This is a genomic window from Kosakonia cowanii JCM 10956 = DSM 18146, assembly GCF_001975225.1.
GTDB classification, from domain to species: domain Bacteria; phylum Pseudomonadota; class Gammaproteobacteria; order Enterobacterales; family Enterobacteriaceae; genus Kosakonia; species Kosakonia cowanii.
In genome coordinates, this window is sequence record NZ_CP019445.1 from 4,566,716 (window position 1) to 4,588,574 (window position 21,859).

The 21,859-nt window shown below is 56.5% G+C and carries 19 protein-coding genes and 2 tRNA genes; 8 read left to right on the plus strand and 13 right to left on the minus strand.

Annotated elements, in window-relative coordinates; genetic code table 11:
• Positions 1 to 47 precede the first annotated feature (47 nt).
• The 6 genes from BWI95_RS21640 to hutI all read right to left on the minus strand — a co-directional run bounded on the left by BWI95_RS21640 (position 48) and on the right by hutI (position 7,170).
• On the minus strand, positions 48 to 680 hold the full coding sequence (locus tag BWI95_RS21640; RefSeq protein WP_054803849.1) for an ECs1377 family protein: 633 nt from the start codon (positions 678 to 680) through the stop codon (positions 48 to 50).
• A gap of 176 nt (positions 681 to 856) precedes the next feature.
• Positions 857 to 2,392 carry a histidine ammonia-lyase gene (gene hutH, locus BWI95_RS21645; RefSeq protein ID WP_054803850.1) on the minus strand — a complete coding sequence of 512 codons (1,536 nt, stop codon included), beginning with the start codon at positions 2,390 to 2,392 and terminating at the stop codon, positions 857 to 859.
• Positions 2,389 to 4,020 carry a urocanate hydratase gene (hutU, locus tag BWI95_RS21650; protein WP_156884940.1) on the minus strand — a complete coding sequence of 544 codons (1,632 nt, stop codon included), beginning with the start codon at positions 4,018 to 4,020 and terminating at the stop codon, positions 2,389 to 2,391. The genes hutH and hutU overlap by 4 nt, the downstream gene beginning before the upstream one ends.
• 192 nt (positions 4,021 to 4,212) lie before the next feature.
• Positions 4,213 to 4,950 carry a histidine utilization repressor gene (locus tag BWI95_RS21655; protein ID WP_054803852.1) on the minus strand — a complete coding sequence of 246 codons (738 nt, stop codon included), beginning with the start codon at positions 4,948 to 4,950 and terminating at the stop codon, positions 4,213 to 4,215.
• Positions 4,951 to 4,990: 40 nt separating this feature from the next.
• On the minus strand, positions 4,991 to 5,947 hold the full coding sequence (hutG, locus tag BWI95_RS21660; protein WP_054803853.1) for a formimidoylglutamase: 957 nt from the start codon (positions 5,945 to 5,947) through the stop codon (positions 4,991 to 4,993).
• Complete coding sequence (gene hutI / locus BWI95_RS21665; RefSeq protein WP_076770233.1) at positions 5,944 to 7,170, minus strand: imidazolonepropionase; 1,227 nt, start codon at positions 7,168 to 7,170, stop codon at positions 5,944 to 5,946. The genes hutG and hutI overlap by 4 nt, the downstream gene beginning before the upstream one ends.
• A 462-nt stretch (positions 7,171 to 7,632) precedes the next feature.
• On the opposite strand from hutI, the gene ypdK reads away from it, so the two are divergent.
• Positions 7,633 to 7,704, plus strand: a complete 72-nt coding sequence (ypdK, locus tag BWI95_RS23455; protein ID WP_099458783.1) for a membrane protein YpdK — start codon at positions 7,633 to 7,635, stop codon at positions 7,702 to 7,704.
• Between the two features lie 61 nt (positions 7,705 to 7,765).
• On the opposite strand, the gene alaC is transcribed toward ypdK, so the two are convergent.
• Positions 7,766 to 9,007 carry an alanine transaminase gene (alaC, locus tag BWI95_RS21670; RefSeq protein ID WP_054803854.1) on the minus strand — a complete coding sequence of 414 codons (1,242 nt, stop codon included), beginning with the start codon at positions 9,005 to 9,007 and terminating at the stop codon, positions 7,766 to 7,768.
• Positions 9,008 to 9,393: 386 nt separating this feature from the next.
• Between alaC and BWI95_RS21675 the strand changes: the two genes are divergently transcribed.
• Entirely contained in the window at positions 9,394 to 11,094 is a 1,701-nt protein-coding gene (locus BWI95_RS21675) for a sensor histidine kinase (protein WP_076770234.1), read from the plus strand.
• The gene (locus tag BWI95_RS21680) at positions 11,091 to 11,819 is read left to right on the plus strand and encodes a LytR/AlgR family response regulator transcription factor (RefSeq protein ID WP_023479711.1); all 729 of its coding nucleotides are present in this window, start codon (positions 11,091 to 11,093) and stop codon (positions 11,817 to 11,819) included. Before BWI95_RS21675 ends, BWI95_RS21680 begins: the two co-directional genes overlap by 4 nt.
• Here the strand turns inward: BWI95_RS21680 and glk are convergent.
• Positions 11,816 to 12,781 (minus strand): glucokinase, encoded by a 966-nt coding sequence (glk, locus tag BWI95_RS21685; protein WP_023479899.1) that lies wholly within the window; start codon positions 12,779 to 12,781, stop codon positions 11,816 to 11,818. The genes BWI95_RS21680 and glk overlap by 4 nt on opposite strands.
• 266 nt (positions 12,782 to 13,047) lie before the next feature.
• On the opposite strand from glk, the gene mgrA reads away from it, so the two are divergent.
• Together mgrA and BWI95_RS21695 are read left to right on the plus strand one after the other, a co-directional pair.
• Positions 13,048 to 14,046 carry an L-glyceraldehyde 3-phosphate reductase gene (gene mgrA, locus BWI95_RS21690; RefSeq protein WP_076770235.1) on the plus strand — a complete coding sequence of 333 codons (999 nt, stop codon included), beginning with the start codon at positions 13,048 to 13,050 and terminating at the stop codon, positions 14,044 to 14,046.
• Positions 14,047 to 14,170: 124 nt separating this feature from the next.
• Entirely contained in the window at positions 14,171 to 14,518 is a 348-nt protein-coding gene (locus tag BWI95_RS21695) for a DUF2502 domain-containing protein (protein WP_023479767.1), read from the plus strand.
• Between the two features lie 587 nt (positions 14,519 to 15,105).
• On the opposite strand, the gene BWI95_RS21700 is transcribed toward BWI95_RS21695, so the two are convergent.
• Entirely contained in the window at positions 15,106 to 16,353 is a 1,248-nt protein-coding gene (locus BWI95_RS21700) for an Nramp family divalent metal transporter (RefSeq protein ID WP_054803855.1), read from the minus strand.
• Positions 16,354 to 16,706: 353 nt separating this feature from the next.
• Between BWI95_RS21700 and BWI95_RS21705 the strand changes: the two genes are divergently transcribed.
• Positions 16,707 to 17,894 carry a NupC/NupG family nucleoside CNT transporter gene (locus BWI95_RS21705; RefSeq protein ID WP_023479798.1) on the plus strand — a complete coding sequence of 396 codons (1,188 nt, stop codon included), beginning with the start codon at positions 16,707 to 16,709 and terminating at the stop codon, positions 17,892 to 17,894.
• A 43-nt stretch (positions 17,895 to 17,937) separates the two neighbouring features.
• Here BWI95_RS21705 and BWI95_RS21710 read toward each other — a convergent pair whose 3' ends face one another.
• From BWI95_RS21710 to BWI95_RS21720, 3 genes are all read right to left on the minus strand, one after another.
• Positions 17,938 to 20,109, minus strand: a complete 2,172-nt coding sequence (locus BWI95_RS21710; RefSeq protein ID WP_076770236.1) for a bifunctional diguanylate cyclase/phosphodiesterase — start codon at positions 20,107 to 20,109, stop codon at positions 17,938 to 17,940.
• Between the two features lie 177 nt (positions 20,110 to 20,286).
• A tRNA-Ala gene (locus tag BWI95_RS21715) sits at positions 20,287 to 20,362 on the minus strand.
• 41 nt (positions 20,363 to 20,403) lie between these two features.
• Positions 20,404 to 20,479, minus strand: a tRNA-Ala gene (locus BWI95_RS21720).
• Positions 20,480 to 20,699: 220 nt separating this feature from the next.
• On the opposite strand from BWI95_RS21720, the gene BWI95_RS21725 reads away from it, so the two are divergent.
• Complete coding sequence (locus BWI95_RS21725) at positions 20,700 to 21,059, plus strand: YfeC-like transcriptional regulator (RefSeq protein WP_054803856.1); 360 nt, start codon at positions 20,700 to 20,702, stop codon at positions 21,057 to 21,059.
• A 1-nt stretch (position 21,060) separates the two neighbouring features.
• A complete protein-coding gene (locus BWI95_RS21730; RefSeq protein WP_034812904.1) occupies positions 21,061 to 21,453 on the plus strand; it encodes a YfeC-like transcriptional regulator in 393 nt (130 codons plus the stop codon).
• A gap of 28 nt (positions 21,454 to 21,481) precedes the next feature.
• Here the strand turns inward: BWI95_RS21730 and BWI95_RS21735 are convergent, their stop codons facing one another.
• On the minus strand, positions 21,482 to 21,823 hold the full coding sequence (locus BWI95_RS21735; protein WP_054803857.1) for a RamA family antibiotic efflux transcriptional regulator: 342 nt from the start codon (positions 21,821 to 21,823) through the stop codon (positions 21,482 to 21,484).
• Positions 21,824 to 21,859: the final 36 nt, after the last annotated feature.

A 21,859-nucleotide genomic window follows, 5' to 3' on the forward strand; every position in this document is an offset into this window, starting at 1 on the left:
AGCCGGGAAAAGGAGTATCACTTTGATAAATTTACCGCCGACGGCAGCTATTTTTCGGCGCGGCGGTAAATCGGCATCAGCCGCGTGGTGCCGGTAAGATCGTCGAACACCTCGGTTTCAGCGGTGGCGATCGCCATCCCGCTTTTGCGCAGCCGCTGCACATCTGCGGCTATGCGTTGTAGCCCAAACCAGAACAGCCCATCCAGCGCGGTCACCTGCAAACCAGACTCCAGCGCCTGTTTCAGCCGCTCGCGCGGGGCTTTTATCTCTTTGGCGATCTGCTGGTAGGGCGCGGCCGTCGTACCGGTCGGATCGATGCGCCGGATACGCGTCGCAAGGCGGTACTGGAAGGTATCGGGAATGGCGTTTAAATCAGTTTTCAGGCTGTAGACGCAGCCAAAACGCTTGCCATTAAACACGACATTTTTCTGCGCCAGACTGAATTCGTCGCGCAGCGCGGCAATCAGCTGCGGCGCGCGGGTCAAGAGTAAACGGAAGGGAAGCTCAAAGCTGGTGACATAATCAACATTGAGCAGCGCAATGCGCAGCCGCTCTTCGGCTCCGGCATTAAGCTGGCGGCACTCATCCAGCACATCACGCCACTGCTGCGCCAGACGCGGCGTACCGGCGACGTCGGCAAAGCTATATTTCTCAATCTGATAATCAATTTTCCCACTCACCCGGCCTTCCCTTCTTTATAAAGTCACTCTCCGTGGCTCAATTTACCAACTCCGTGACCTAACCGGAAGCCGCTATCGCCGCGCCGTGATAGCCGTCATGGCGCGAAGGTGAATGATGCCTGGATAAGCTGTTTAACAGGCAATAAAAAGCCCGGCGTAGGTGCCGGGCTGGGTGTTTAGTTTGCAGGTGAAAGTATTTCTGGCAGCAGTTGCCGCAGATGTCCTGCGCTGAGCAGCGTCATCGCGGCCTCGATATCGGGGGCGAAGAAGCGGTCCTGCGCATAGTGCGTGACCTGCTCGCGCAGCAGGCTGCGGGCCTGCTCCAGCAGCGGGCTGGTGGTTAAACCTTCGCGCAGATCCAGCCCCTGGCAGGCGGCCAGCCACTCGACGGCAATCACGCCGCGGGTATTGGCTGCCATCTCCCACAGGCGGCGACCGGCGGCGGGTGCCATCGAGACGTGATCCTCCTGATTGGCGGAGGTCGGCAGGCTGTCGACGCTGTGCGGGTGCGCCAGCGCTTTGTTTTCACTTGCCAGCGCCGCCGCCGTCACCTGGGCAATCATAAACCCGGAGTTGACGCCGCCGTTTTTCACCAGGAAGGGGGGCAACTGCGACATATGGCTGTCCATCAGCAGCGCGATACGCCGCTCCGCCAGCGCGCCAATTTCGGCAATCGCCAGCGCGAGGTTATCGGCCGCCATCGCTACCGGCTCGGCATGGAAGTTGCCGCCGGAGATAACGTCATTCTGTGCAGCGAAGACCAGCGGATTATCGGAAACGGCATTTGCTTCGGTTAACAGCACTTCGGCGGCAAAGCGCAGTTGCGTTAAACAGGCGCCCATCACCTGCGGCTGGCAGCGTAATGAGTAGGGATCCTGCACCTTGTTGCAGTTGTGATGGGATTGCGCAATCGCGCTGTCATCAGTAAGCAGATGGCGGTAGAGCGCGGCGGCGTCAATCTGCCCGCGCTGACCGCGCACGTCGTGAATACGCGCATCAAAAGGCCGACGGGAGCCGAGCGCCGCTTCGGTGGTCAGCGCCCCGCATACTACAGCCGACGCGAAGAGATCTTCAGCTTCAAACAGCCCGCGCAGCGCAAAAGCGGTGGAGGTTTGCGTGCCGTTCAGCAGGGCAAGCCCCTCTTTTGCCGCCAGCTTCAGCGGCACCAGACCGGCGCGGTTAAGCGCCTCGCTGGAGGGCAGCCACTCGCCGTGAAAGCGCGCTTTACCTTCGCCAAGCAGCGTCAGGGAGAGATGCGCCAGCGGCGCGAGATCGCCGGAGGCACCCACGGAGCCTTTCGCCGGGATCCACGGATAAACACCGGCGTTGAGCATATCTATAAGCAGTTGGATCACCCGCAAACGGATGCCAGAGAAGCCGCGCGCGAGGCTGTTGATTTTCAGCAGCATTATCAGGCGCACCATCGCCTCATCCAGCGGCTCGCCAACGCCCGCGGCATGGGAGAGCACCAGCGAGCGTTGCAGGTTTTCCAGGTCTTCGGTGGCGATACGCGTCTGCGCCAGCAGGCCAAAGCCGGTGTTGATACCGTAGGCCGTGCGCCCCTCAGCCATAATGGCGTTAACGCAGGCGACGCTTTGCGCAATATCAGCAAAAGCGCTTTCATCCAGAGTGACGTGTAACGGCTGACGCCAGGCGTCGCGAAGCTGCGCCAGCGTCAACTGGCCGGGAATAAGGTGTAGCGTGATGTTCATGAACGTTTCCCCTGGGTGGCGGCCACCATCGGTAAGTTAAGCCCCTGTTCAACCGCGCACTCAATGGCGCTCTCATACCCGGCATCGGCGTGGCGCATTACGCCGGTGGCCGGATCGTTATGCAGTACGCGGGCAATCCGCGCCGCCGCTTCATCGCTGCCGTCGCAGACAATCACCATCCCCGCATGCTGTGAAAAGCCCATGCCGACGCCGCCACCGTGGTGCAGCGAAACCCAGGTGGCTCCGCTGGCGGTGTTAAGCAGCGCGTTGAGCAGTGGCCAGTCGGAGACGGCATCGGAGCCGTCGCGCATCGCTTCCGTTTCGCGGTTCGGGCTGGCAACCGAGCCGGAGTCGAGGTGGTCACGGCCAATCACAATCGGCGCTGAAACTTCGCCGCTGCGCACCATTTCGTTAAACGCCAGCCCCAGTTTTTGTCGCCACTCCAGCCCCACCCAGCAGATGCGCGCCGGTAAGCCCTGGAAGCTGATGCGCTCGCGCGCCATATCGAGCCAGCGGTGCAGGTGCGGATCGTCAATCATCGCTTTCACTTTGGCATCGGTTTTGTAGATATCTTCTGCATCGCCGGAGAGCGCCACCCAGCGGAACGGGCCAATGCCGCGGCAGAAGAGTGGGCGAATATACGCCGGGACAAAACCGGGGAAATCAAAGGCGTTGGTGACGCCCATCTCTTTCGCCATCTGACGAATGTTGTTGCCGTAATCAAAAGTCGGCACGCCCATCTGCTGAAACGCCAGCATCGCGTTGACGTGTTCCGCCATGCTCTCTTTTGCTGCCTGCACGGTCTGCTGCGGATCGGATTCGGCTTTGCGTTGATACTCTTCCCATGTCCAGCCCTTTGGCAGGTAGCCATGCAGCGGGTCGTGGGCGCTGGTTTGATCGGTGACCATGTCCGGGCGCACGCCGCGCTGCACCAGCTGGGGCAACACTTCGGCGGCGTTGGCGCAGAGCGCCACGGAAACCGCCCTGCCCTCAGCGGTGTAGCGTTTGATTCTCGCCAGCGCGTCGTCGAGGGAGCTGGCCTGCTCGTCGATATAGCGGGTGCGCAGGCGGAAATCGATGCGGCTCTGCTGGCACTCAATCACCAGCGAACAGGCACCGGCCAGCGTCGCTGCCAGCGGCTGTGCGCCGCCCATGCCGCCCAGCCCGGCGGTTAACACCCAGCGCCCGGTTAAATCACCGCCGTAGTGCTGACGCCCGGCTTCAACAAAGGTTTCATAGGTGCCCTGGATGATCCCCTGGCTGCCGATATAGATCCAGCTTCCGGCGGTCATCTGGCCATACATCGCCAGCCCTTTCGCATCCAGCTCGTTAAAGTGCTCCCACGTCGCCCAGTGCGGCACGAGGTTAGAGTTGGCAATCAGTACGCGCGGTGCATTTTCATGGGTTTTAAACACGCCGACCGGCTTGCCGGACTGCACCAGCAGCGTTTCATCGTTCTCCAGATTCGTCAGCGCCTGAACGATAGCGTCGTAGCACTCCCAGTTACGCGCCGCGCGCCCGATACCGCCATACACCACCAGCGCCTGCGGGTTTTCCGCCACCTCCGGGTCGAGGTTGTTCATTAACATGCGCAGCGGCGCTTCGGTCAGCCAGCTTTTGGCCGTCAGCGCCGAGCCTCGCGGGCGCGGATCGCCTGCGGGCGAGAGGGGATATGCGACATCGTTGTTCTCCTGAAATCACGCGATGAGTGTGTAAACACATATACTTGTCTATACAATTGCGCGCAAGGCAGGATTTAACACTTAAGATACATTTTTCTGATAGTGCGCTAACAATCACGCTTTTGCTGCTGACAGCGCTCAGGAGCCGAAATGCCCCTGTAAACGGTAGCGGGAGCCGGGGTAAAGCAGGCTGGCGTGGGAGACAATCTGCGATGTCGACCAGGTACGGCGGCGGATCAACAGGCAGGGATCGTGCTCCTGGATCTGCAACAAACGGCACTCTTCAGCCGAGGCATGCACGGCTTCCACAATGTGCTCCCCTTCAGTGAGCGGCGCAATCAGCGACAGATAAGCATGAGCGGTAGTCTGCGTGTAATCCTGTTGCAGATACTCCGGCACCACGTCGGCATTGACCCAGCGCTCCTCAATCTGCACCGGGGTGCCATTCTCAAAATGCACCATGCGCGAGTGAAAAATGCGTGTCCCTTCCGCCACGTTTAACGCCGCGGCCTGGGTTGCGTCGGCGGCGCGCGCCTCCAGCAGCAGCACTTCACAGCGGTGCTGATGATGGCGGTCGGCAATCTCATCGGCAATGCTGCGCACCTCGAACAGCGCCGATTGCCCTTTCGGCTCGGCAACAAAGGTGCCGACGCCTTGCAAGCGTACCAGTAACCCCTCATCGGTCAGCGCGCGCACCGCGCGGTTAATGGTCATGCGGCTAAAACCAAACTGCGCTACCAGCTCCGCTTCTGAGGGGATGCGATCGTGCGGGCGCCAGATACCGGCGGCGATCTTCTCGCTGATGGCCTGCTTGACCTTCTCGTAAAAGGGCACGGGCGCGGTGGCCGGAGCCACCCGGGGGCGGGGTGAATACATAGCGCGGCAATTCCTTATTGTTATTTGTCAGGTGAGTATATCACTGCCACCAGTGCAGGATTTGCCAGGCCAGCCGGGCAGCGGCTTTCGCGCCCTGCCCTGCGTGATCAAACGCCGGATTAAACTCCACTAAATCCACCGCCTGCACTTTGCCGCTGCGACACAGCGGTTCGATAATGCGCAGCAGCAGGTGCATCGGCACACCCAGCGCCGCTGGCGCAGAGACGGCGGCCATCTCCCAGGCGGGCAGCACGTCGAGATCGATGGTCAGATAGATCCTGTCGTGCTGCTCAATGATGCGTTTAATTTCCGGTAGCGCTTCAGTTTCGAAGGCGTTTAACAGCGCCAGATCCTCAACTACCGTCACGTTGCGGCGCGTCGCTTCATCCCACAGCGCCTGGGTATTGGCCGCCTGGCTGGCACCGAAACAGGTGTAGTGAAAGCCGCGCTGCTGAGTGTCGCACTGCTGGGCCAGCTGGCGAAACGGCGTGCCGGAGCTGGCGCGCGCCGCGTGGCGTAAATCAAGGTGCGCATCAAGATTGATAATCGCAACCTGCTCATGGGGGAAAGCATCAAGGATTGCCGAGCCGTGGCCAAAGGCCGTTTCATGCCCGCCGCCAAACACCAGCGTGCGCATCTGCGCCTGCTGGCAGGCGAGCACCGCATCATGCAGCGCCTGCTGCGCCTGCTCCAGCGCCTCCGGCCGGGCGACAATATTACCCAAATCAACAAGATGTTGATGCCCGCCGTGGCTGGCCATATTAGCCAGTGCTGTACGCAGGGCAAACGGCCCCTTCGCGGCCCCCGCGCGCCCCTGATTGCGCTTCACCCCCTCATCACAGGCAAAGCCGAGCAGCGCCGTCTTGCCGCGATGCTGCTCGGGCGCAAATGTCGCCGCCTGAGTGACGGTCTGAAACAGGCGCAGGGCATTTGCCGCTTCGCCGCTGTCATCCCTGCCCTGCCAGCACGCAGGCGCTACCGGCTTCCATAGATTCATGCAGTGACCTCGCCACGGAAAATGCGTTGATAAAGCGGATTACGTCCCGGCTCGTAGATCATCTCCACCGGATGATTAGCGTCCCAGACGACAAAATCGGCGACAAACCCGGCGGCCAACTGACCATGGGTTTGCTTACGACCTAGCGCCTGCGCAGCATGACGCGTGACGCCCGCCCAGGCCTCTTCCGGCGTCAGGCCAAACTTCACGCAGGCCATATTCATCGCCAGATGCAGGCTGGCAAAGGGGCTGGTGCCAGGGTTGAAATCCGTTGCTACCGCCATCGGCACCCCCTGCTGGCGCAGCAGGGCGACCGGCGGTTTTTGCGTTTCATTAAGAAAATAGAAGGCACCGGGCAGCAGAACAGCAACGGTGCCGCTGGCGCGCATCGCCATCACGCCCGATTCGCTCAGGTACTCAATATGATCGGCGGATAAGCCCTTAAAGCGGCTGACCAGCTCCGCGCCGCCCAACGAGGAGAGCTGCTCAACATGGCCTTTCACCGGAATGCCGAGCGCCTGCGCGGCGCGAAACACCTGCTCGGTTTGCGACGGAGTAAAACCGACGTTTTCACAAAACGCATCTACCGCGTCAAACAGACCTTTGTCCGCAAGGGTAGGCAAAATGGTGTTGCAGACCAGATCAATGTAGGCCTGCGGGTCCGTTTTATACTCCGGCGGCGCGGCGTGCGCGGCGAGCAGCGTGCGGCTCACTTCCACCGCGTTGTTTTGCGCAAGCTTACCGGCGACGCGCAGCATCTTCTCTTCGCTGGCGACATCCAGCCCGTAACCCGATTTGATCTCAATCGTGGTGACGCCTTCGCGCATCAGCCGTGCAAGCCGCGACTGCGCCAGTTCCAGCAGCTGGCCTTCGGGACACTCCCGCGTCGCCCGCACGGTTGAGCTAATCCCGCCGCCTTCGGCGCTGATTTGCTGGTACGAGACACCGTTTAACCGCTGCTCCCACTCCTGGGCGCGGTTACCGGCAAAAACAAGGTGGGTATGACAGTCGATTAAACCGGGCGTCACCAGACGGCCCTGCAGATCGGTGCTCTGCGGCACATGCGCGGGCAGTTCACTCTCCGGCACGATTGCGCGGATCTGCCCGTTGCGCACCACGATGGCATGGCGCTCAAGCAGGCCATAGGGTTCTGCTCGCGTGGGATCCATGGTCGTAAGCGTTGCGTTACGCCACAGACGATCGTCAGAGGTCAGCTCAATCATATGGTTCTCTTGTCATGTGTTGTATAGACATTTATTTGCATAATGATTCGCTTGTCAACTCTGCGGCGCGTTTGCTGCGGGCAGTGCCGCCAATAACATGGCTGCAAGCAGCAAACTGTGACGTACCACATAAAATTCGCCTTATATTTCAACCGCAAATGAACCGTTTCAGCAGCGCAAAAAAATCGTCGCCCAAGGGCAATTTATTTAGCAGTGAAAGTATTGTGTCGCCAAAGCCCGACACTGTGTAAGTTGCTAAAATTAAATAGAAAAAAGGCTCTTGTAAGGGCAAAAAATTAAGCGTACATTAGCCCCCGTTTGGTGATGAATTCACCCGAAATTCTGAGATGGCGCTGTGGCCGAAAGGGAGAAAATTCTCATTTTCGTTTTGGCGTAGTTTCACCTCTCTATACTCAGTCCTGACAGATCATTAATGCATACTTTGTGTGCGGAGCGATGAACGTGAAATATTTCTTTATGGGCATATCGGTGATGGTTATCGTGTGGGCCGGTACATTCGCCCTGATGATCTAGCCTGAGCCATAGCGCAGAAAAAAATAAGGAGCCATGCGGCTCCTTTTTTTATGGCTGACTGTTATGGCTGGGTCTCTTCCGCCGCCCCTTTTGGCGTCACGGGAAACAGGCCATCGGCGCGGAACATCGCTTTGATGCCGCGCACCGCCTGGCGGATACGATCGCGGTTCTCAATGAGCGCAAAGCGCACATGGGTATCGCCATAATCACCGAAGCCGACACCGGGCGAGACGCACACTTTCGCCTCCTTCAGCAGCTTTTTCGCAAACTCCAGCGAGCCCATCGCCGCATACTGCTCCGGGATTTTTGCCCAGACGTACATTGATGCTTTCGGCATCTCGACCATCCAGCCCGCTTCATGCAGCCCTTTGACCAGCACATCGCGGCGGCGCTTATACTGCGCGGCGATATCGTGCACGCACTGCTGATCCCCTTCCAGCGCAGCAATTGCCGCAACCTGTAGCGGTGTGAAGGTGCCGTAATCGTGGTAGCTTTTGATACGCGCCAGCGCGTTGACCAGCGTTGGGTTGCCGACCATAAAGCCAATGCGCCAGCCCGCCATATTGTAACTTTTCGACAGGGTGAAGAACTCAACGGCCACATCGCGCGCGCCGGGCACCTGCATAATGGACGGTGCTTTCCAGCCATCAAAGACGATATCGGCGTAGGCCAAATCGTGCACCACCAGCACATCATAACGCTTCGCCAGCGCCACCACTTTCTCGAAGAACTCCAGCTCCACGCACTGCGCGGTCGGGTTCGACGGGAAGCCTAAAATCATCATTTTCGGCTTCGGATAACTTTCGCGGATCGCCCGCTCCAGCTCGTTAAAGAAGTCGACCCCTTCCACCAGCGGCACCGATCGCACCTGCGCACCGGCGATCACCGCGCCGTAGATATGGATCGGATAGCTCGGGTTCGGCACCAGCACGGTATCGCCGTGATCCAGCGTTGCCAGCATCAGGTGCGCCAGCCCCTCTTTCGAACCGATGGTGACAATCGCCTCCGTTTCCGGGTCAATGTCCACCTGGTAACGATCCTGATACCAGCGTGAAATTGCCCGGCGCAGACGCGGAATACCGCGCGAGGTGGAGTACCCGTGCGTATCGGGGCGCTGCGCCACGGTGCAGAGTTTTTCCACAATATGCGGCGGGGTGGCACCATCCGGGTTGCCCATACTGAAATCGATAATGTCCTCGCCGCGGCGTCGCGCAGCCATTTTCAATTCAGCAGTGATATTAAACACATAGGGGGGAAGACGATCGATACGCGTGAAACGGCGTTCAGGACTGGAGTCAGCCATAGATTCCTCGAAGTTACGTTAGCGCCCGGACCGTCCGAGCGACGTCGCTGCATGTGCAGCCTGTTCAGAACATAGCCTGATTAAATTCCACCTGTCGAGAGGGAAACGAAAAAATAGTGCGGTAGCGCAAAAGAGGAAACGTAATTTGAGCAACCGAAAAGGGATTGCCGCTTAAGAGGATGAGAGCAGCTTTTTATTAACAATATGATAAAAAGAAAATTGCCTTACACCCAGCCGGGTTAAGGTATCTCTAGCCCTGCGTCGGATATCTTTTAATCCCCTTTTTAAAAAAGGGTTTTTCCCCATTCATCTAATCAATGGTTAACTGGTGATCTGCCGCCGGGTTTTTTATCATAGCCCTTTGACCTCTATCACATGAGTCCTCCGTGCACGAAATATTCGACATGTTGCTGGCGGTTTTTGACCGCGCGGCGTTGATGCTGATCTGCCTCTTCTTTCTGATCCGCATCCGCCTGTTTCGCGAGCTGCTGCATAAAACCGCTCACTCACCGAAGGAGTTGCTCGGCGTAACGGCGATCTTCTCTCTGTTTGCGCTGTTCAGCACCTGGTCCGGCGTGCCGGTGGAGGGATCGCTGGTCAACGTGCGCATTATTGCCGTGATGTCCGGCGGTATCCTGTTTGGCCCGTGGGTCGGCATTATTACCGGCATTATCGCCGGCACGCACCGCTACCTGATTGATATTGGCGGTGTGACTGCCGTGCCCTGTTTTATCACCAGTATTATCGCTGGCGTGATGTCGGGGCTGATTAACCGAAAGTTCCCCAAAGCCCAGCACTGGCGCGCCGGGATTATCGGCGGGATGATTTGCGAAAGCCTGACCATGCTGCTGGTGGTGATCTGGGCGCCTTCTACCGCGCTGGGGCTGGATATCGTGGCGAAAATCGGCGCGCCGATGATCTTCGGCACGGTCTGTATCGGCTTTATTGTGCTGCTGGTGCAGAGCGTCGAGGGGGAAAAAGAGGCGATTGCCGGGCGGCAGGCGCGGCTGGCGCTGGATATTGCCAATAAAACGCTGCCGCTATTTCGCAATGTGAACAGCGAGTCGCTGCGCCAGGTGTGCGACATCATTCGCCGCGATATTGACGCCGATGCGGTGGCGATCACCAACGTTGATCACGTGCTGGCGTATGTCGGGGTGGGCGAAAATAACTACCTCGACAACGATGATATTATTAGCCCGACCACCCAGCAGGCGATTACCACCGGTGAAATTATCATTAAAAACAATGATGAAGCGCACCGCACGCCGGAGATCCACTCGATGCTGGTGATCCCGCTGCGCGAGCAGGGCATCGTCACCGGCACGCTAAAAATCTACTACTGCCACGCGCATCAGATTACCTCCGCATTGCAGGATATGGCGGTCGGCTTATCGCAGATTATCTCAACGCAGTTAGAAGTCTCACGCGCCGAACAGCTGCGCGAGATGGCCAATAAAGCGGAGCTGCGCGCACTGCAAAGTAAAATTAACCCCCACTTTCTCTTTAACGCCCTGAATGCCATCTCCTCATCCATTCGCCTCAATCCCGATACCGCACGCCAGCTGATTTACAATCTGTCGCGCTACCTGCGCTATAACATTGAATTAAAAGATGATGAGCAGATCGACATTAAAAAAGAGCTTTACCAAATCAAGGACTATATCGCCATTGAGCAGGCGCGCTTCGGCGATAAGCTGACGGTAATCTATGATATCGATGAAGAGGTGAGCTGCGTGATCCCGAGCCTGCTGATCCAGCCGCTGGTAGAGAATGCGATTGTCCACGGTATTCAGCCCTGTAAAGGCAAAGGCGTGGTCACCATTAGCGTGGAAGAGTGCGGCAACCGGGTGCGCATTGCGGTGCGCGATACCGGCAACGGCATTGCGCCGGAAATGATTGCCCGCGTCGAAGCAGACGAAATGCCGGGGAATAAAATTGGTCTGCTGAATGTTCATCAGCGGGTGAAACTACTGTATGGCGAAGGGCTGCATATTCGCCGCCTGATGCCGGGCACCGAAATCGCCTTTTATGTGCCCCGCCAGACGTCGCGCGCGACGCTGTTGCCCTCACCGGAGAGAAGATGAAAGTCATCATTGTAGAAGATGAATTCCTGGCGCAGCAGGAGCTAAGCTGGCTTATTCGCGAGCACAGCCAGATGGAGATTGTCGGCACGTTCGATGATGGTCTCGACGTGCTGAAGTACTTACAGCACAACCGCGTGGACGCCATTTTTCTTGATATCAACATCCCGTCGCTGGATGGCGTATTGCTGGCGCAGAATATCAGCCAGTTCGCCCATAAGCCCTTTATTGTCTTTATCACCGCGTGGAAAGAGCATGCGGTCGAGGCGTTTGAACTTGAAGCGTTCGACTACATCCTGAAACCCTATCAGGAGTCACGCATCGTCAATATGTTGCAGAAGCTGGAGAGCGCCTGGCAACAGCAGGCAGGTACCGCGAGCAGCCCGCAATCGCGGGAAAACGCCACCATTAACCTGGTGAAAGATGAGCGAATTATTGTTACCAGTATTCACGATATCTATTACGCAGAAGCGCACGAGAAGATGACGTTTGTCTATACCAAGCGGGAATCGTACGTGATGCCGATGAATATTACCGAGTTTTGCAGCAAGCTGCCGACGGCGCACTTCTTCCGCTGCCACCGCTCATACTGCGTTAATCTGGACAAGATCCGCGAGATCGAACCCTGGTTTAACAACACCTATATTCTGCGGCTGCGGGACCTCGATTTTCAGGTGCCCGTCAGCCGCAGCAAGGTAAAAGAATTCAGGCAACTGATGAATCTTTAGAGGACATAACCCAGCGTCTGGCGCAGATGTGCGCCGGAGCCCAGCAGGCCTGGATTATCGTGGACAATCAGGTAGACCGGAATATCCTGCACATAGGCTTTGAAGCGCCCTTTATCTTCGAAGCCGCCGCGAAAACCGGACGCGGTGAAGAAATCAAGGAAGCGCGGCACGATACCGCCCGCGATGTAAACGCCGCCAAACGTGCCGAGATTGAGCGCCAGGTTGCCGCCAAAACGGCCCATAATCACGCAAAACAGCGACAGCGCGCGGCGACAGTCAGTGCAGCTGTCCGACAATGCACGCTCGGTAATATCTTTTGGTTGCAGGTTTTCCGGCAGGCGACCGTCTGATTTCACAATCGCGCGGTAGAGGTTGATAAGCCCGGGGCCGGAGAGCACGCGCTCGGCAGAGACGTGGCCAATTTCAGCCCGCAGCTCCTCAAGGATAATCCCCTCCTCTTCGCTGTTCGGCGCGAAATCGACGTGGCCGCCTTCGCCCGGCAGGCTCACCCAACGCTTATCCACATGCACCAGATGCGCGACGCCAAGACCGGTGCCAGCGCCGTAAACGGCAATCGGTTTGCCTTCAACCGGCGCGTTGCCGCCAAACTGAATCAGGTGTTCCGCTTTCAGCATCGGGATAGCCATCGAAACGGCGGTGAAATCATTGATGATCTCCAGATGCGCGAAGCCGAGGTTTTGCCTCATTTCGTCAATGGAGAAGGCCCAGGTGTGGTTGGTCATCGCCACCCAGTCGCCGGTGATGGGGCAAGCGATGGCGATACAGCCATCTTCCACACTCACCTCGTGCTCTTCGAGGTAAACGCGAACGACCGCTTCCAGGCTGGGGTAATCAAGACCTGAATAGGTCTTCGCCCGGGAAATGTCGCCGGTCTCGACATCACACAACGCTAAGCGCGCGTTGGTGCCGCCCACGTCTCCCACTAAAGCATATTTTTTCATTCTTCTACGGCTCCGCTAAAGTCAGAATAAATCTTTGGCACACTGTAAATTCAAGGCGCTGTAACGACAACGACCATATCACGAGTGCCCCTTTATTATCGATCTACATCACAGATTAGCCCTAAGCTTTCAGACTGATTACTGCCTTACTGCCGCAGTACGTTACAAGGAGATACCTGGCGTGCGTTTGTGCGCTGAAATAGTGCGCAACATGGCGCGCTTTGGTGCCTGGAATTTATCGCTTCCCCTTTATCAGGAGTATTTGCATGGTTTACCTGGCGGACCCCGCACGTTATGAAAAAATGGCCTATAACCGTTGCGGCGAGAGCGGGCTTAAATTGCCTTTGGTGTCGCTCGGGCTGTGGCATAACTTTGGCGATGCGACACTGCTTGAGACCAGCCGACAGCTGCTGCGCCACGCCTTTGATCTCGGCATCACCCATTTCGATCTGGCGAATAATTACGGGCCACCGCCCGGCTCGGCCGAGAGCAACTTTGGGCGCATCATGCAGGAGGATTTCCGCCCCTATCGTGATGAGCTGATTATCTCCAGCAAAGCCGGTTACACCATGTGGGACGGCCCTTATGGCGACTGGGGATCGCGCAAATATCTGGTTGCCAGCCTCGATCAGAGCCTGCGGCGCATGGGCATTGAGTATGTCGATATTTTCTATCATCACCGCCCGGATCCTGAGACGCCACTGAAAGAGACGATGCGCGCACTCGATCACCTGGTGCGCCAGGGCAAGGCGCTCTATGTCGGGCTGTCGAACTACCCGGCGGCGCAGGCGCGGGAAGCGATCGAGATCCTTAACGATCTCGGCACGCCGTGCCTAATCCATCAGCCGAAATACTCGCTGTTTGAACGCTGGGTCGAAAGCGAGCTGCTGGATCTGTTGCAGGAGAAAGGGGTTGGTAGTATCGCATTTTCGCCGCTGGCAGGTGGGCAGTTGACTGACCGCTATCTGCAAGGGATCCCGGCGGATTCGCGCGCGGCGAGCGGTAGCCGCTTCCTCAACCCGGATCAACTCACCGAAGAGAAGCTGGCGACGGTGCGGGCGCTGAATGCCGTGGCCGAGCGGCGCGGGCAGAAGCTGTCGCAGATGGCGCTGGCGTGGGTGCTGCGCGGCGGGAAAGTGACGTCGGTGCTGATTGGTGCCAGTAAGACCAGCCAGCTAGACGATGCAGTGGGGATGCTGGCGAACCGGACGTTTAGCGCACAGGAGTGCGAGGAGATTGATGCCATTCTCGCCGGCACGCAGTAAGCAAGCAATTTAGCAAAACGTGCTATTAACGATGATTTAGGAGTTCCGCCACTAATACGGGGTTTGCGCGCCCCGTAATATTGCCGCCACAGGCCTCCCCGGCCCGATCGTGAAGGAGAAGAGTATGTTCAGGTCACTGATTCTGGCAGCAGTATTACTGGCTTTTGCGCCGCTGGCCGCCAATGCTGGAGAAATCACCCTGTTGCCGTCGGTTAAATTGCAGATCGGCGATCGCGATAATTATGGTAACTACTGGGACGGCGGCCGCTGGCGCGACCGCAATTACTGGAACAATAATTATGAGTGGCGCGATCACCGCTGGCATAAACATGACCGCGGCTGGCATCGTGGCTGGGATAAACGTGGTTGGGACAAGCGTGACGCCTATGAGCGCGGCTATCGCGAAGGCTGGAACGATCGTGACGATCGCCGTGGACCGGGTCGCGGTCACGGGCATGGACACCACCATTAATTGTGTTTCGCAGGTAGTTTGATTACCCGATGAAAAGTACAGTGCCGGATGGCGGCTAACGCCTTATCCGGCCTACGCGATCCAGCCCCCGAAAAGTTTTTGTGCGCCGGTAAATTTTTGTAGGCCCAATAAGCGCAGCGCCATCGGGCATTCAACACCGAACCTTCAAACCGCAGAAGATTCATAGGCCCGATAAGCGCAGCGCCATCGGGCATTCAGCACCGAACCTTCAAACCGCACAAGATTCGTAGGCCCGATAAGCGCAGCGCCATCAGGCATTCAGCCTCGAACCTTCAAACCGCACAAGATTCGTAGGCCCGATAAGCGTAGCGCCATCGGGCATTCGGCACCGAACCTTCAAACCGCACAAGATTCGTAGGCCCGATAAGCGCAGCGCCATCGGGCATTCAGCACCGAACCTTCAAATCGCACAAGATTCGTAGGCCCGATAAGCGCAGCGCCATCGGGCATTCAGCATCAAACCGTCACTCCGCAGCAGAAACCGTAGGCCCGATAAGCGCAGCGCCATCGGGCATTCAAGCCGCAAAAAAGATACGTAGACCCGATACGCCCACCGCCATTGGGCGTTATTTACCCATCAACTCGGCAAGCGTTCCCACCAGCAGCCAGCCATTCAGGCACACCACCAGCGCGACAATCACCCAGCCAGTGCGTCTTACCAGCGCGGTATTCACCAGTTCGCCCATCAGTTTTGCATTACTGGTAAATACTAGCAGCGGCACCAGCGCCAGCGCGATCCCAAAGCTCAGCAGCACCTGGCTCATCACCAGGATTCGCGTCGGATCCAGCCCCAGCCAGATAACAATAAACGACGGCATCATGGTGATGGTACGGCGCACCCACAGCGGAATATGGAACCGGACAAACCCCTGCATCACCACCTGTCCGGCCAGCGTACCGACAACGGTCGAAGAGAGACCCGCAGCCACCAGACTGAGGCCGAAAATAGTCGCCGCGGCATGGCTTAACAGTGGCTCCAGCGTTAAATAGGCCTGGTCGAGATCGGCCACCCCGGTGTGTCCATTAAAGTGAAACGCCGCCGCAGCTGTCGCCATCATCGCCAGGTTAACAAATCCGGCAATGGTCATTGCCAGCCCGACATCCCATTTGGTGGCGGAATAACGCTCACGGCGCGTCCCATCATGCAGGTTCTGCGTTAAGGAGGAGTGCAGATAGATGACGTGCGGCATAATGGTCGCACCCAGCACCCCGGCGGCAAGGAACACCGCATCAGTGCCTGAAAGCGTAGGAATAACAATCCCTTTCGCCAGCGCCGCCAGCTTCGGCTGGGAAAAAATGAGTTCGACAATATAGGCCGCCGCGACAAACAGCAGCAGGCCGCCAATCACTTTTTCCAGCGGTTTCTGCCCGCGCTTTTGCAGCATCAGGATCAGGAAGGTGGCGATCCCGGTCAGCACCGCGCCCTGCATCAGCGACACGCCGAGGATCAGTTTGAAGCCAATCGCCGCGCCGATAAACTCCGCGAGATCCGTCGCCATGGCGATAATTTCCGCCTGCACCCAGTAAAACCAGACCAGCGGGCGCGGATAGTGATCGCGGATCTGCTCCGCGAGGTTTTTGCCGGTCGCAATACCGAGCTTGGCAGAAAGCAGCTGAATGAGCATCGCCATCAGGTTCGCCCACACCACCACCCATAAAAGCTGGTAGCCGAAGGTCGCGCCCGCCTGAATATTGGTGGCAAAGTTACCCGGATCGATGTAACCAATAGCCGCAATAAATGCAGGTCCCATCAACGCAAACCTGAGTTTGCGCGCTGCTCTTCCGTTAGTACTCTCCACGCGACTACTGCTCATTTATTGCCCCTAAATATAGCCTTTGCTATGTTTGATGCTACCAAAATGAGAATGATTATCAAGATCATTAAGATGGGTTTACTTGATTTCTCTGATAGCCTGAAACAATAGAAGGGTTGAATGCCAAGGATGGTGACGGCGGCGACAACATTTACCGCAGCGTTATGTTATGAGTCTAGCAGCGTGACGCAACTTTTCACGGCCTTTATTAACATACCTGAATTGTATGTTTGATCACTAATTTTGAGTCTGGTCACAGGACATTAATATAGTGTGCCTTTGATCTCGTTTTCTTTTGTCTTGTTACATAGAATGTGCACGAAATTCCTACCCGTCTCATATTTGGAGCAAATATGTCCCGCGTTCTGCACTTTGTCCTGGCGCTTGCTGTTGTGGCGCTGCTTGCCTTGCTCGTGAGCAGCGATCGCAAAAAGATCCGCATCCGCTTTGTTATTCAACTGCTGGTGATTGAAGTTGTGCTGGCCTGGTTCTTCCTCAACTCTGATGTTGGCCTCGGCTTCGTAAAAGGCTTCTCCGAGATGTTTGAAAAACTGCTCGGCTTTGCCAACGAAGGCACCAACTTCGTCTTCGGCAAAATGAATGACGAAGGCCTGGCCTTCTTCTTCCTGAAAGTGCTCTGCCCGATCGTCTTTATCTCTGCGCTGATTGGTATTTTGCAGCACATTCGCGTACTGCCGATTGTGATTCGCGCCATCGGTACGGTGCTGTCGAAAGTGAACGGCATGGGTAAACTGGAATCGTTTAACGCGGTCAGCTCCCTGATTCTGGGTCAATCTGAGAACTTTATTGCTTATAAAGATATCCTCGGCAAAATGTCACGCAACCGCATGTACACCATGGCTGCGACCGCAATGTCGACGGTTTCAATGTCGATTGTGGGTGCCTACATGACCATGCTGCAACCGAAATATGTCGTCGCGGCGCTGGTGCTGAACATGTTCAGTACCTTTATCGTGCTCTCGCTGCTCAACCCGTACCGCGTGGATGAGAGCGAAGAGAACTTGCAGATGGCGAAACTGCACGAAGGTCAGAGCTTCTTTGAGATGCTGGGTGAATACATTCTGGCAGGTTTTAAAGTGGCGATTATCGTTGCGGCGATGCTGATTGGCTTTATCGCGCTGATTTCCGGCCTGAACGCCCTCTTCGCTGCCGTGCTGGGCATCTCCTTCCAGGGCATTCTGGGGTACATCTTCTACCCGGTTGCCTGGGTGCTGGGCGTCCCGGCTCATGAAGCGTTGCAGGTGGCGAGTATCATGGCGACCAAACTGGTCTCCAACGAATTCGTGGCGATGATGGATCTGCAGAAAATTGCCTCCACCCTCTCTCCACGTTCGGAAGGTATCCTCTCGGTCTTCCTGGTCTCCTTTGCTAACTTCTCCTCTATCGGCATTATCGCAGGCGCGATCAAAGGCCTGAACGAAGAGCAGGGCAACGTGGTTTCCCGCTTTGGTCTGAAGCTGGTTTACGGTTCGACGCTGGTGAGCGTGCTCTCTGCGGCGATCGCGGCGCTGGTTATCTGATTCGAACATGCGTTAACAAAAACCGGGGCCTGCCCCGGTTTTTTTATGCCAGCGGCTGCGGCTTGCCGAGCAGATAGCCCTGCAGGTAATCAACGCCCGCATTCAGCAGCAGCTCGCGCTGCGCCTCGCTCTCCACGTACTCGGCCACCACCGTCAGACCTTTGGCCTTCGCCAGATCGCATATCGCTTTCACGATCATCGCATCCTGCGGATCAGTGAGGATATCGCGCACAAAACAGCCGTCGATTTTGATGATATCCGCCTTGATGCGCTTTAAACGTTCGAAGTTGGCGTAGCCGGTGCCGAAGTCATCAATGGCGATCATAAACCCCGCCTCGCGTAAGCGCGTGATATTACGGATGCTCACTTCCGAGTGAGAGAAGGCCTGCTCCTCGGTAATTTCGATAATCACCGCCTGTGCGGCGATACCGTAGCGCGCAAACAGTGCAAGAAACTGCGTAGCGAAGGATTGTTGCATCAGGGTCAGCGGCATCAGATTGAGGGAGAAACGCGCCTTTGCAGCGGGCTGCGGATGCGCCTGCATCCATTTCAGCAGCGTTTCGACGACCTGCATATCGAAGCGCGAACCGAGATCGAACTGGGCAATCACCGGAATAAACTGGTCAGGCGTGATGATATGACCGTCGCTGACCAGCCTTGAGAGGATCTCGTGATAGCCCTCGCCACTGGCATCGACGATGGGCTGGGCATAGAGCGTAATGCCGCCCTCCTCCAGCGCCCGTTTCACCCTCTCCAGTTGCAGCACGCGCTCAGTGGTCTGGGTATTCACTTCCGCCAGGCTGTTAGTGAGCGCCAGCACGCGATTTTCGCTGTCCGTCTGCTCTGACAGCCAACTCAGTTGGCCGAGCGTCTGCTGCAACGCCTCCCGGTTGCCCTGCAGTTCGCCCCACGAGGCACCGAATTCAATCTCCAGCGGGTTCTTATTCCAGCAGATGCGCTGGCTGTTAAGGCGATCCAACATCGAGTGCAGGCGCGCCAGGGTTTCTGGCCCATTGAGTAGCAGGAGTAATTCACTGCCGGGCAGCTGAAAAAAATGCTCTCCTTCACGCAGCCAGGGTTGCAGCGTCCGGGTGACGCTGCGCTTCACATGCACGCGCATCATCATGCCGAAGTGACGGCTGAGAAAATCGAGATTTTTCATATGCAGGCAGCAGACGATGCTGCCCGGCTGGCGCTCCACTTCTCTTTCCAGCGCACGCAAATTGGGCAACCCGGTGAGGGGATCGCTCATCGCTTGCGCCTGCCAGCGCCGCTTTAGCCACAGGCTGCGGTTGAAAACGCGGATGTTATAGAGCAGGCAGACGGTGAAACAGATCAACACTGACATGACAAACGCCAGCGAGTAATCCGCACGTACGCCATGAAAAAAGTTGTTGTTATAGGCCAGTAACAGGAAAGCCGATATGGACCAGCTCAGCGTCAGAAAAGTGCCCGGCAGGCGGCTACAGCCAAAATTGAAGATAATAAAGATCACTGGTACCAGATAACCGGCAATCAGATCTGATTTATAGGGCGCGCATAGAAGCGCCACAACGGTGATTAATGTCGCCAGCCAGCCCAGGCTAAATAAACGTTTTCTTTTGCTAAAACAGGGAACAACGCTACGACGCCACCACACCTTTGCGAAGCGCGGATTGAGGATCATGCGCATCGGATAATAAACAATCATGGTAAAAATCAACGCCGAACACATCAAACTCTGAATATCGATTATTGAGAATATTAACGAACCGCTGCCGAAATAATTGGAGAGATAGACCGGATAATTAAGCCACTCCCCGGCAAGATACATTGCTATTTTTATCCCGACGGGCGCAATAAACCCCAGCCATAAAATGCGTACCCCCATATTTTTATTAGGAATACCGTAACGCCAGCGCGAACCAAGCTGCCAGCGGACAATGCCGCACACGATAAAGAGAATAAACAGCTGGCAGAAGAGCAGCACTGCCGCTTCGTCGAAAGGCAGATGAAAGGCAATCTCATTAATGATGGCGAAGCCGACAATGAGCGGCGCAATGGCGTGTCGACCAAATAACAGCAGCAGCGCCAGCGTAACGCTTAACGGTAACCAGGCGAGATAAATATTGCCGCCATCAACGACCGTTTTCGGCGAAATATAACGGGCTACGGGAATGGCCACCAGGCACATCATTAACGCCAGCAGAAACGGCTTCACGTAACCGGATTTCATAAAATAATGTCGGCTCTGGTGGTTAAAAAATAATTACCATGAATAATAGGTTTATTGAAAGGGTGAAGCAAGCAAGGGAAATGGGCGAGAAAATGGCAGAGATGCATCTTTATCAGGCAACAGCGTAGAGAAAACCCGAAATAAAAAACCCCCGCGTAAACGCGAGGGTTCAAATTTTGGTGGAGCTAAGCGGGATCGAACCGCTGACCTCTTGCATGCCATGCAAGCGCTCTCCCAGCTGAGCTATAGCCCCACAATGTTACTTTACGCACCAGTTCCGTTGGGTTCGGAATTTGGTGGAGCTAAGCGGGATCGAACCGCTGACCTCTTGCATGCCATGCAAGCGCTCTCCCAGCTGAGCTATAGCCCCATCGCGTAAAGCGTGTCGTGTTGACGGGCGGCATGATATGAATTCCCTTGTCAGGTGTCAACGGCAAAATCACCACCCCTTTATCAACCGCTGAAAAAGCATGCAATTGAATCCCCTTGCGAAGCGCCTCGCAGCCAGCAGTTAAACCTGTCACATTTTCTTCTAAAATGGTGCTATAACATAAACCACTAATTACCCTTACTACTCACCGGGAAATTATATGCTCAAGGAACGAATGACGCCGGAAGAGCTGGCTACGCTTACCGGGTACAGCCGGCAAACCATCAATAAATGGGTGCGTAAAGAGGGGTGGATCACCTCGCCAAAACCTGGCGTTCAGGGAGGAAAAGCCCGCCTGGTTCACGTTAATGAACAGGTTCGCGCCTTTATCCGCAGCGCGCAGCGCAATGAACTCTCCCCTTCTACCGACAACTCCAGCAGCGACGCTTCGCTGGAAGCACTTCTGCTCAGGCTGGCAAAAGAGATGACCGACGCCGAGCGCACTCTGCTCTCTTCAATGCTTTTACGCGACGGCATCACCGGCCTGTTGCAACGTTTAGGGATCCGCGACCAGAAATAAGATGAACACATTACCAAGCAAAATGACCACCGCTGAGTTAGCCAACCGCCTCGGCGTTACACGACAGACCATCAACCGCTGGATAAAACGTCACAAGTGGAAAACCGAGAGTCTCCCCGGCGTAAAAGGGGGCCGCGCCCGCTACGTATTGATCACGGATAAAGTGCTGAGCCTGGTGATGGAGCTGCCCGCCATGCGCCACAGCGGTTTTAACAGCTCGCTCGCCGAACCGCCGACGCCTTATCTTACCGCGCCAGGCACCATGCAAAATATCATCAACTCCTTGCAGATGCTTACCGCTGACGAACTACACCAGCTTGAAGTGCTGCTGGCGCGGGAAGGGCTGAGCACCTTTTGCAGCCGCTTAGGCATTAAGCAGACGGTACAAGAGTAAAAAACCGGCCAGATGCCGGTTTGTACTGTTAATGGGTGTGCTGATGGTTTTCACGCCGGTAGGCTCCCGGCGGCAGGTTGAAGGTGCGGGTAAAGATCCGCGTGAAAGTTTGCTGCGAATCGAAGCCATATTTCAGGCAGATGTCGTAAACCTTCTGATCGGTGTTGCGTAAATCCTGCGCGGCACGCGCGAGTTTGCGCTCGCGGATATAGCGCCCGAGGCTCTCCCCTTTGTACTGCAAAAAGAGCCGTTGCAGATGCCACTTGGAGTAGCCTGCGTGCGCGGCAATCTCATCAATACGCAAGGGTTGATGAAGATTGTCGTCGATCCACTCGACGATAGTGTCGATAACCTGAGCGGAAATAGTCATGCTGCGATCCCCCCTGCACTTCAATTAATTAAATGG

Excerpts from the sequence above, each read along its gene's own strand:
- glk (WP_023479899.1), bottom strand. The coding sequence starts at position 12,781 with ATGAAAAAATATGCTTTAGTGGGAGACGTGGGCGGCACCAACGCGCGC.
- BWI95_RS21725 (WP_054803856.1), top strand. The coding sequence starts at position 20,700 with ATGCTCAAGGAACGAATGACGCCGGAAGAGCTGGCTACGCTTACCGGG.
- hutI (WP_076770233.1), bottom strand. The coding sequence starts at position 7,170 with ATGATTGAGCTGACCTCTGACGATCGTCTGTGGCGTAACGCAACGCTT.
- BWI95_RS21695 (WP_023479767.1), top strand. The coding sequence starts at position 14,171 with ATGTTCAGGTCACTGATTCTGGCAGCAGTATTACTGGCTTTTGCGCCG.
- BWI95_RS21710 (WP_076770236.1), bottom strand. The coding sequence starts at position 20,109 with ATGAAATCCGGTTACGTGAAGCCGTTTCTGCTGGCGTTAATGATGTGC.
- hutH (WP_054803850.1), bottom strand. The coding sequence starts at position 2,392 with ATGAACATCACGCTACACCTTATTCCCGGCCAGTTGACGCTGGCGCAG.
- mgrA (WP_076770235.1), top strand. The coding sequence starts at position 13,048 with ATGGTTTACCTGGCGGACCCCGCACGTTATGAAAAAATGGCCTATAAC.
- BWI95_RS21700 (WP_054803855.1), bottom strand. The coding sequence starts at position 16,353 with ATGAGCAGTAGTCGCGTGGAGAGTACTAACGGAAGAGCAGCGCGCAAA.
- BWI95_RS21655 (WP_054803852.1), bottom strand. The coding sequence starts at position 4,950 with ATGTATTCACCCCGCCCCCGGGTGGCTCCGGCCACCGCGCCCGTGCCC.
- BWI95_RS21680 (WP_023479711.1), top strand. The coding sequence starts at position 11,091 with ATGAAAGTCATCATTGTAGAAGATGAATTCCTGGCGCAGCAGGAGCTA.
- BWI95_RS21730 (WP_034812904.1), top strand. The coding sequence starts at position 21,061 with ATGAACACATTACCAAGCAAAATGACCACCGCTGAGTTAGCCAACCGC.
- alaC (WP_054803854.1), bottom strand. The coding sequence starts at position 9,007 with ATGGCTGACTCCAGTCCTGAACGCCGTTTCACGCGTATCGATCGTCTT.
- BWI95_RS21735 (WP_054803857.1), bottom strand. The coding sequence starts at position 21,823 with ATGACTATTTCCGCTCAGGTTATCGACACTATCGTCGAGTGGATCGAC.
- hutG (WP_054803853.1), bottom strand. The coding sequence starts at position 5,947 with ATGAATCTATGGAAGCCGGTAGCGCCTGCGTGCTGGCAGGGCAGGGAT.
- BWI95_RS21705 (WP_023479798.1), top strand. The coding sequence starts at position 16,707 with ATGTCCCGCGTTCTGCACTTTGTCCTGGCGCTTGCTGTTGTGGCGCTG.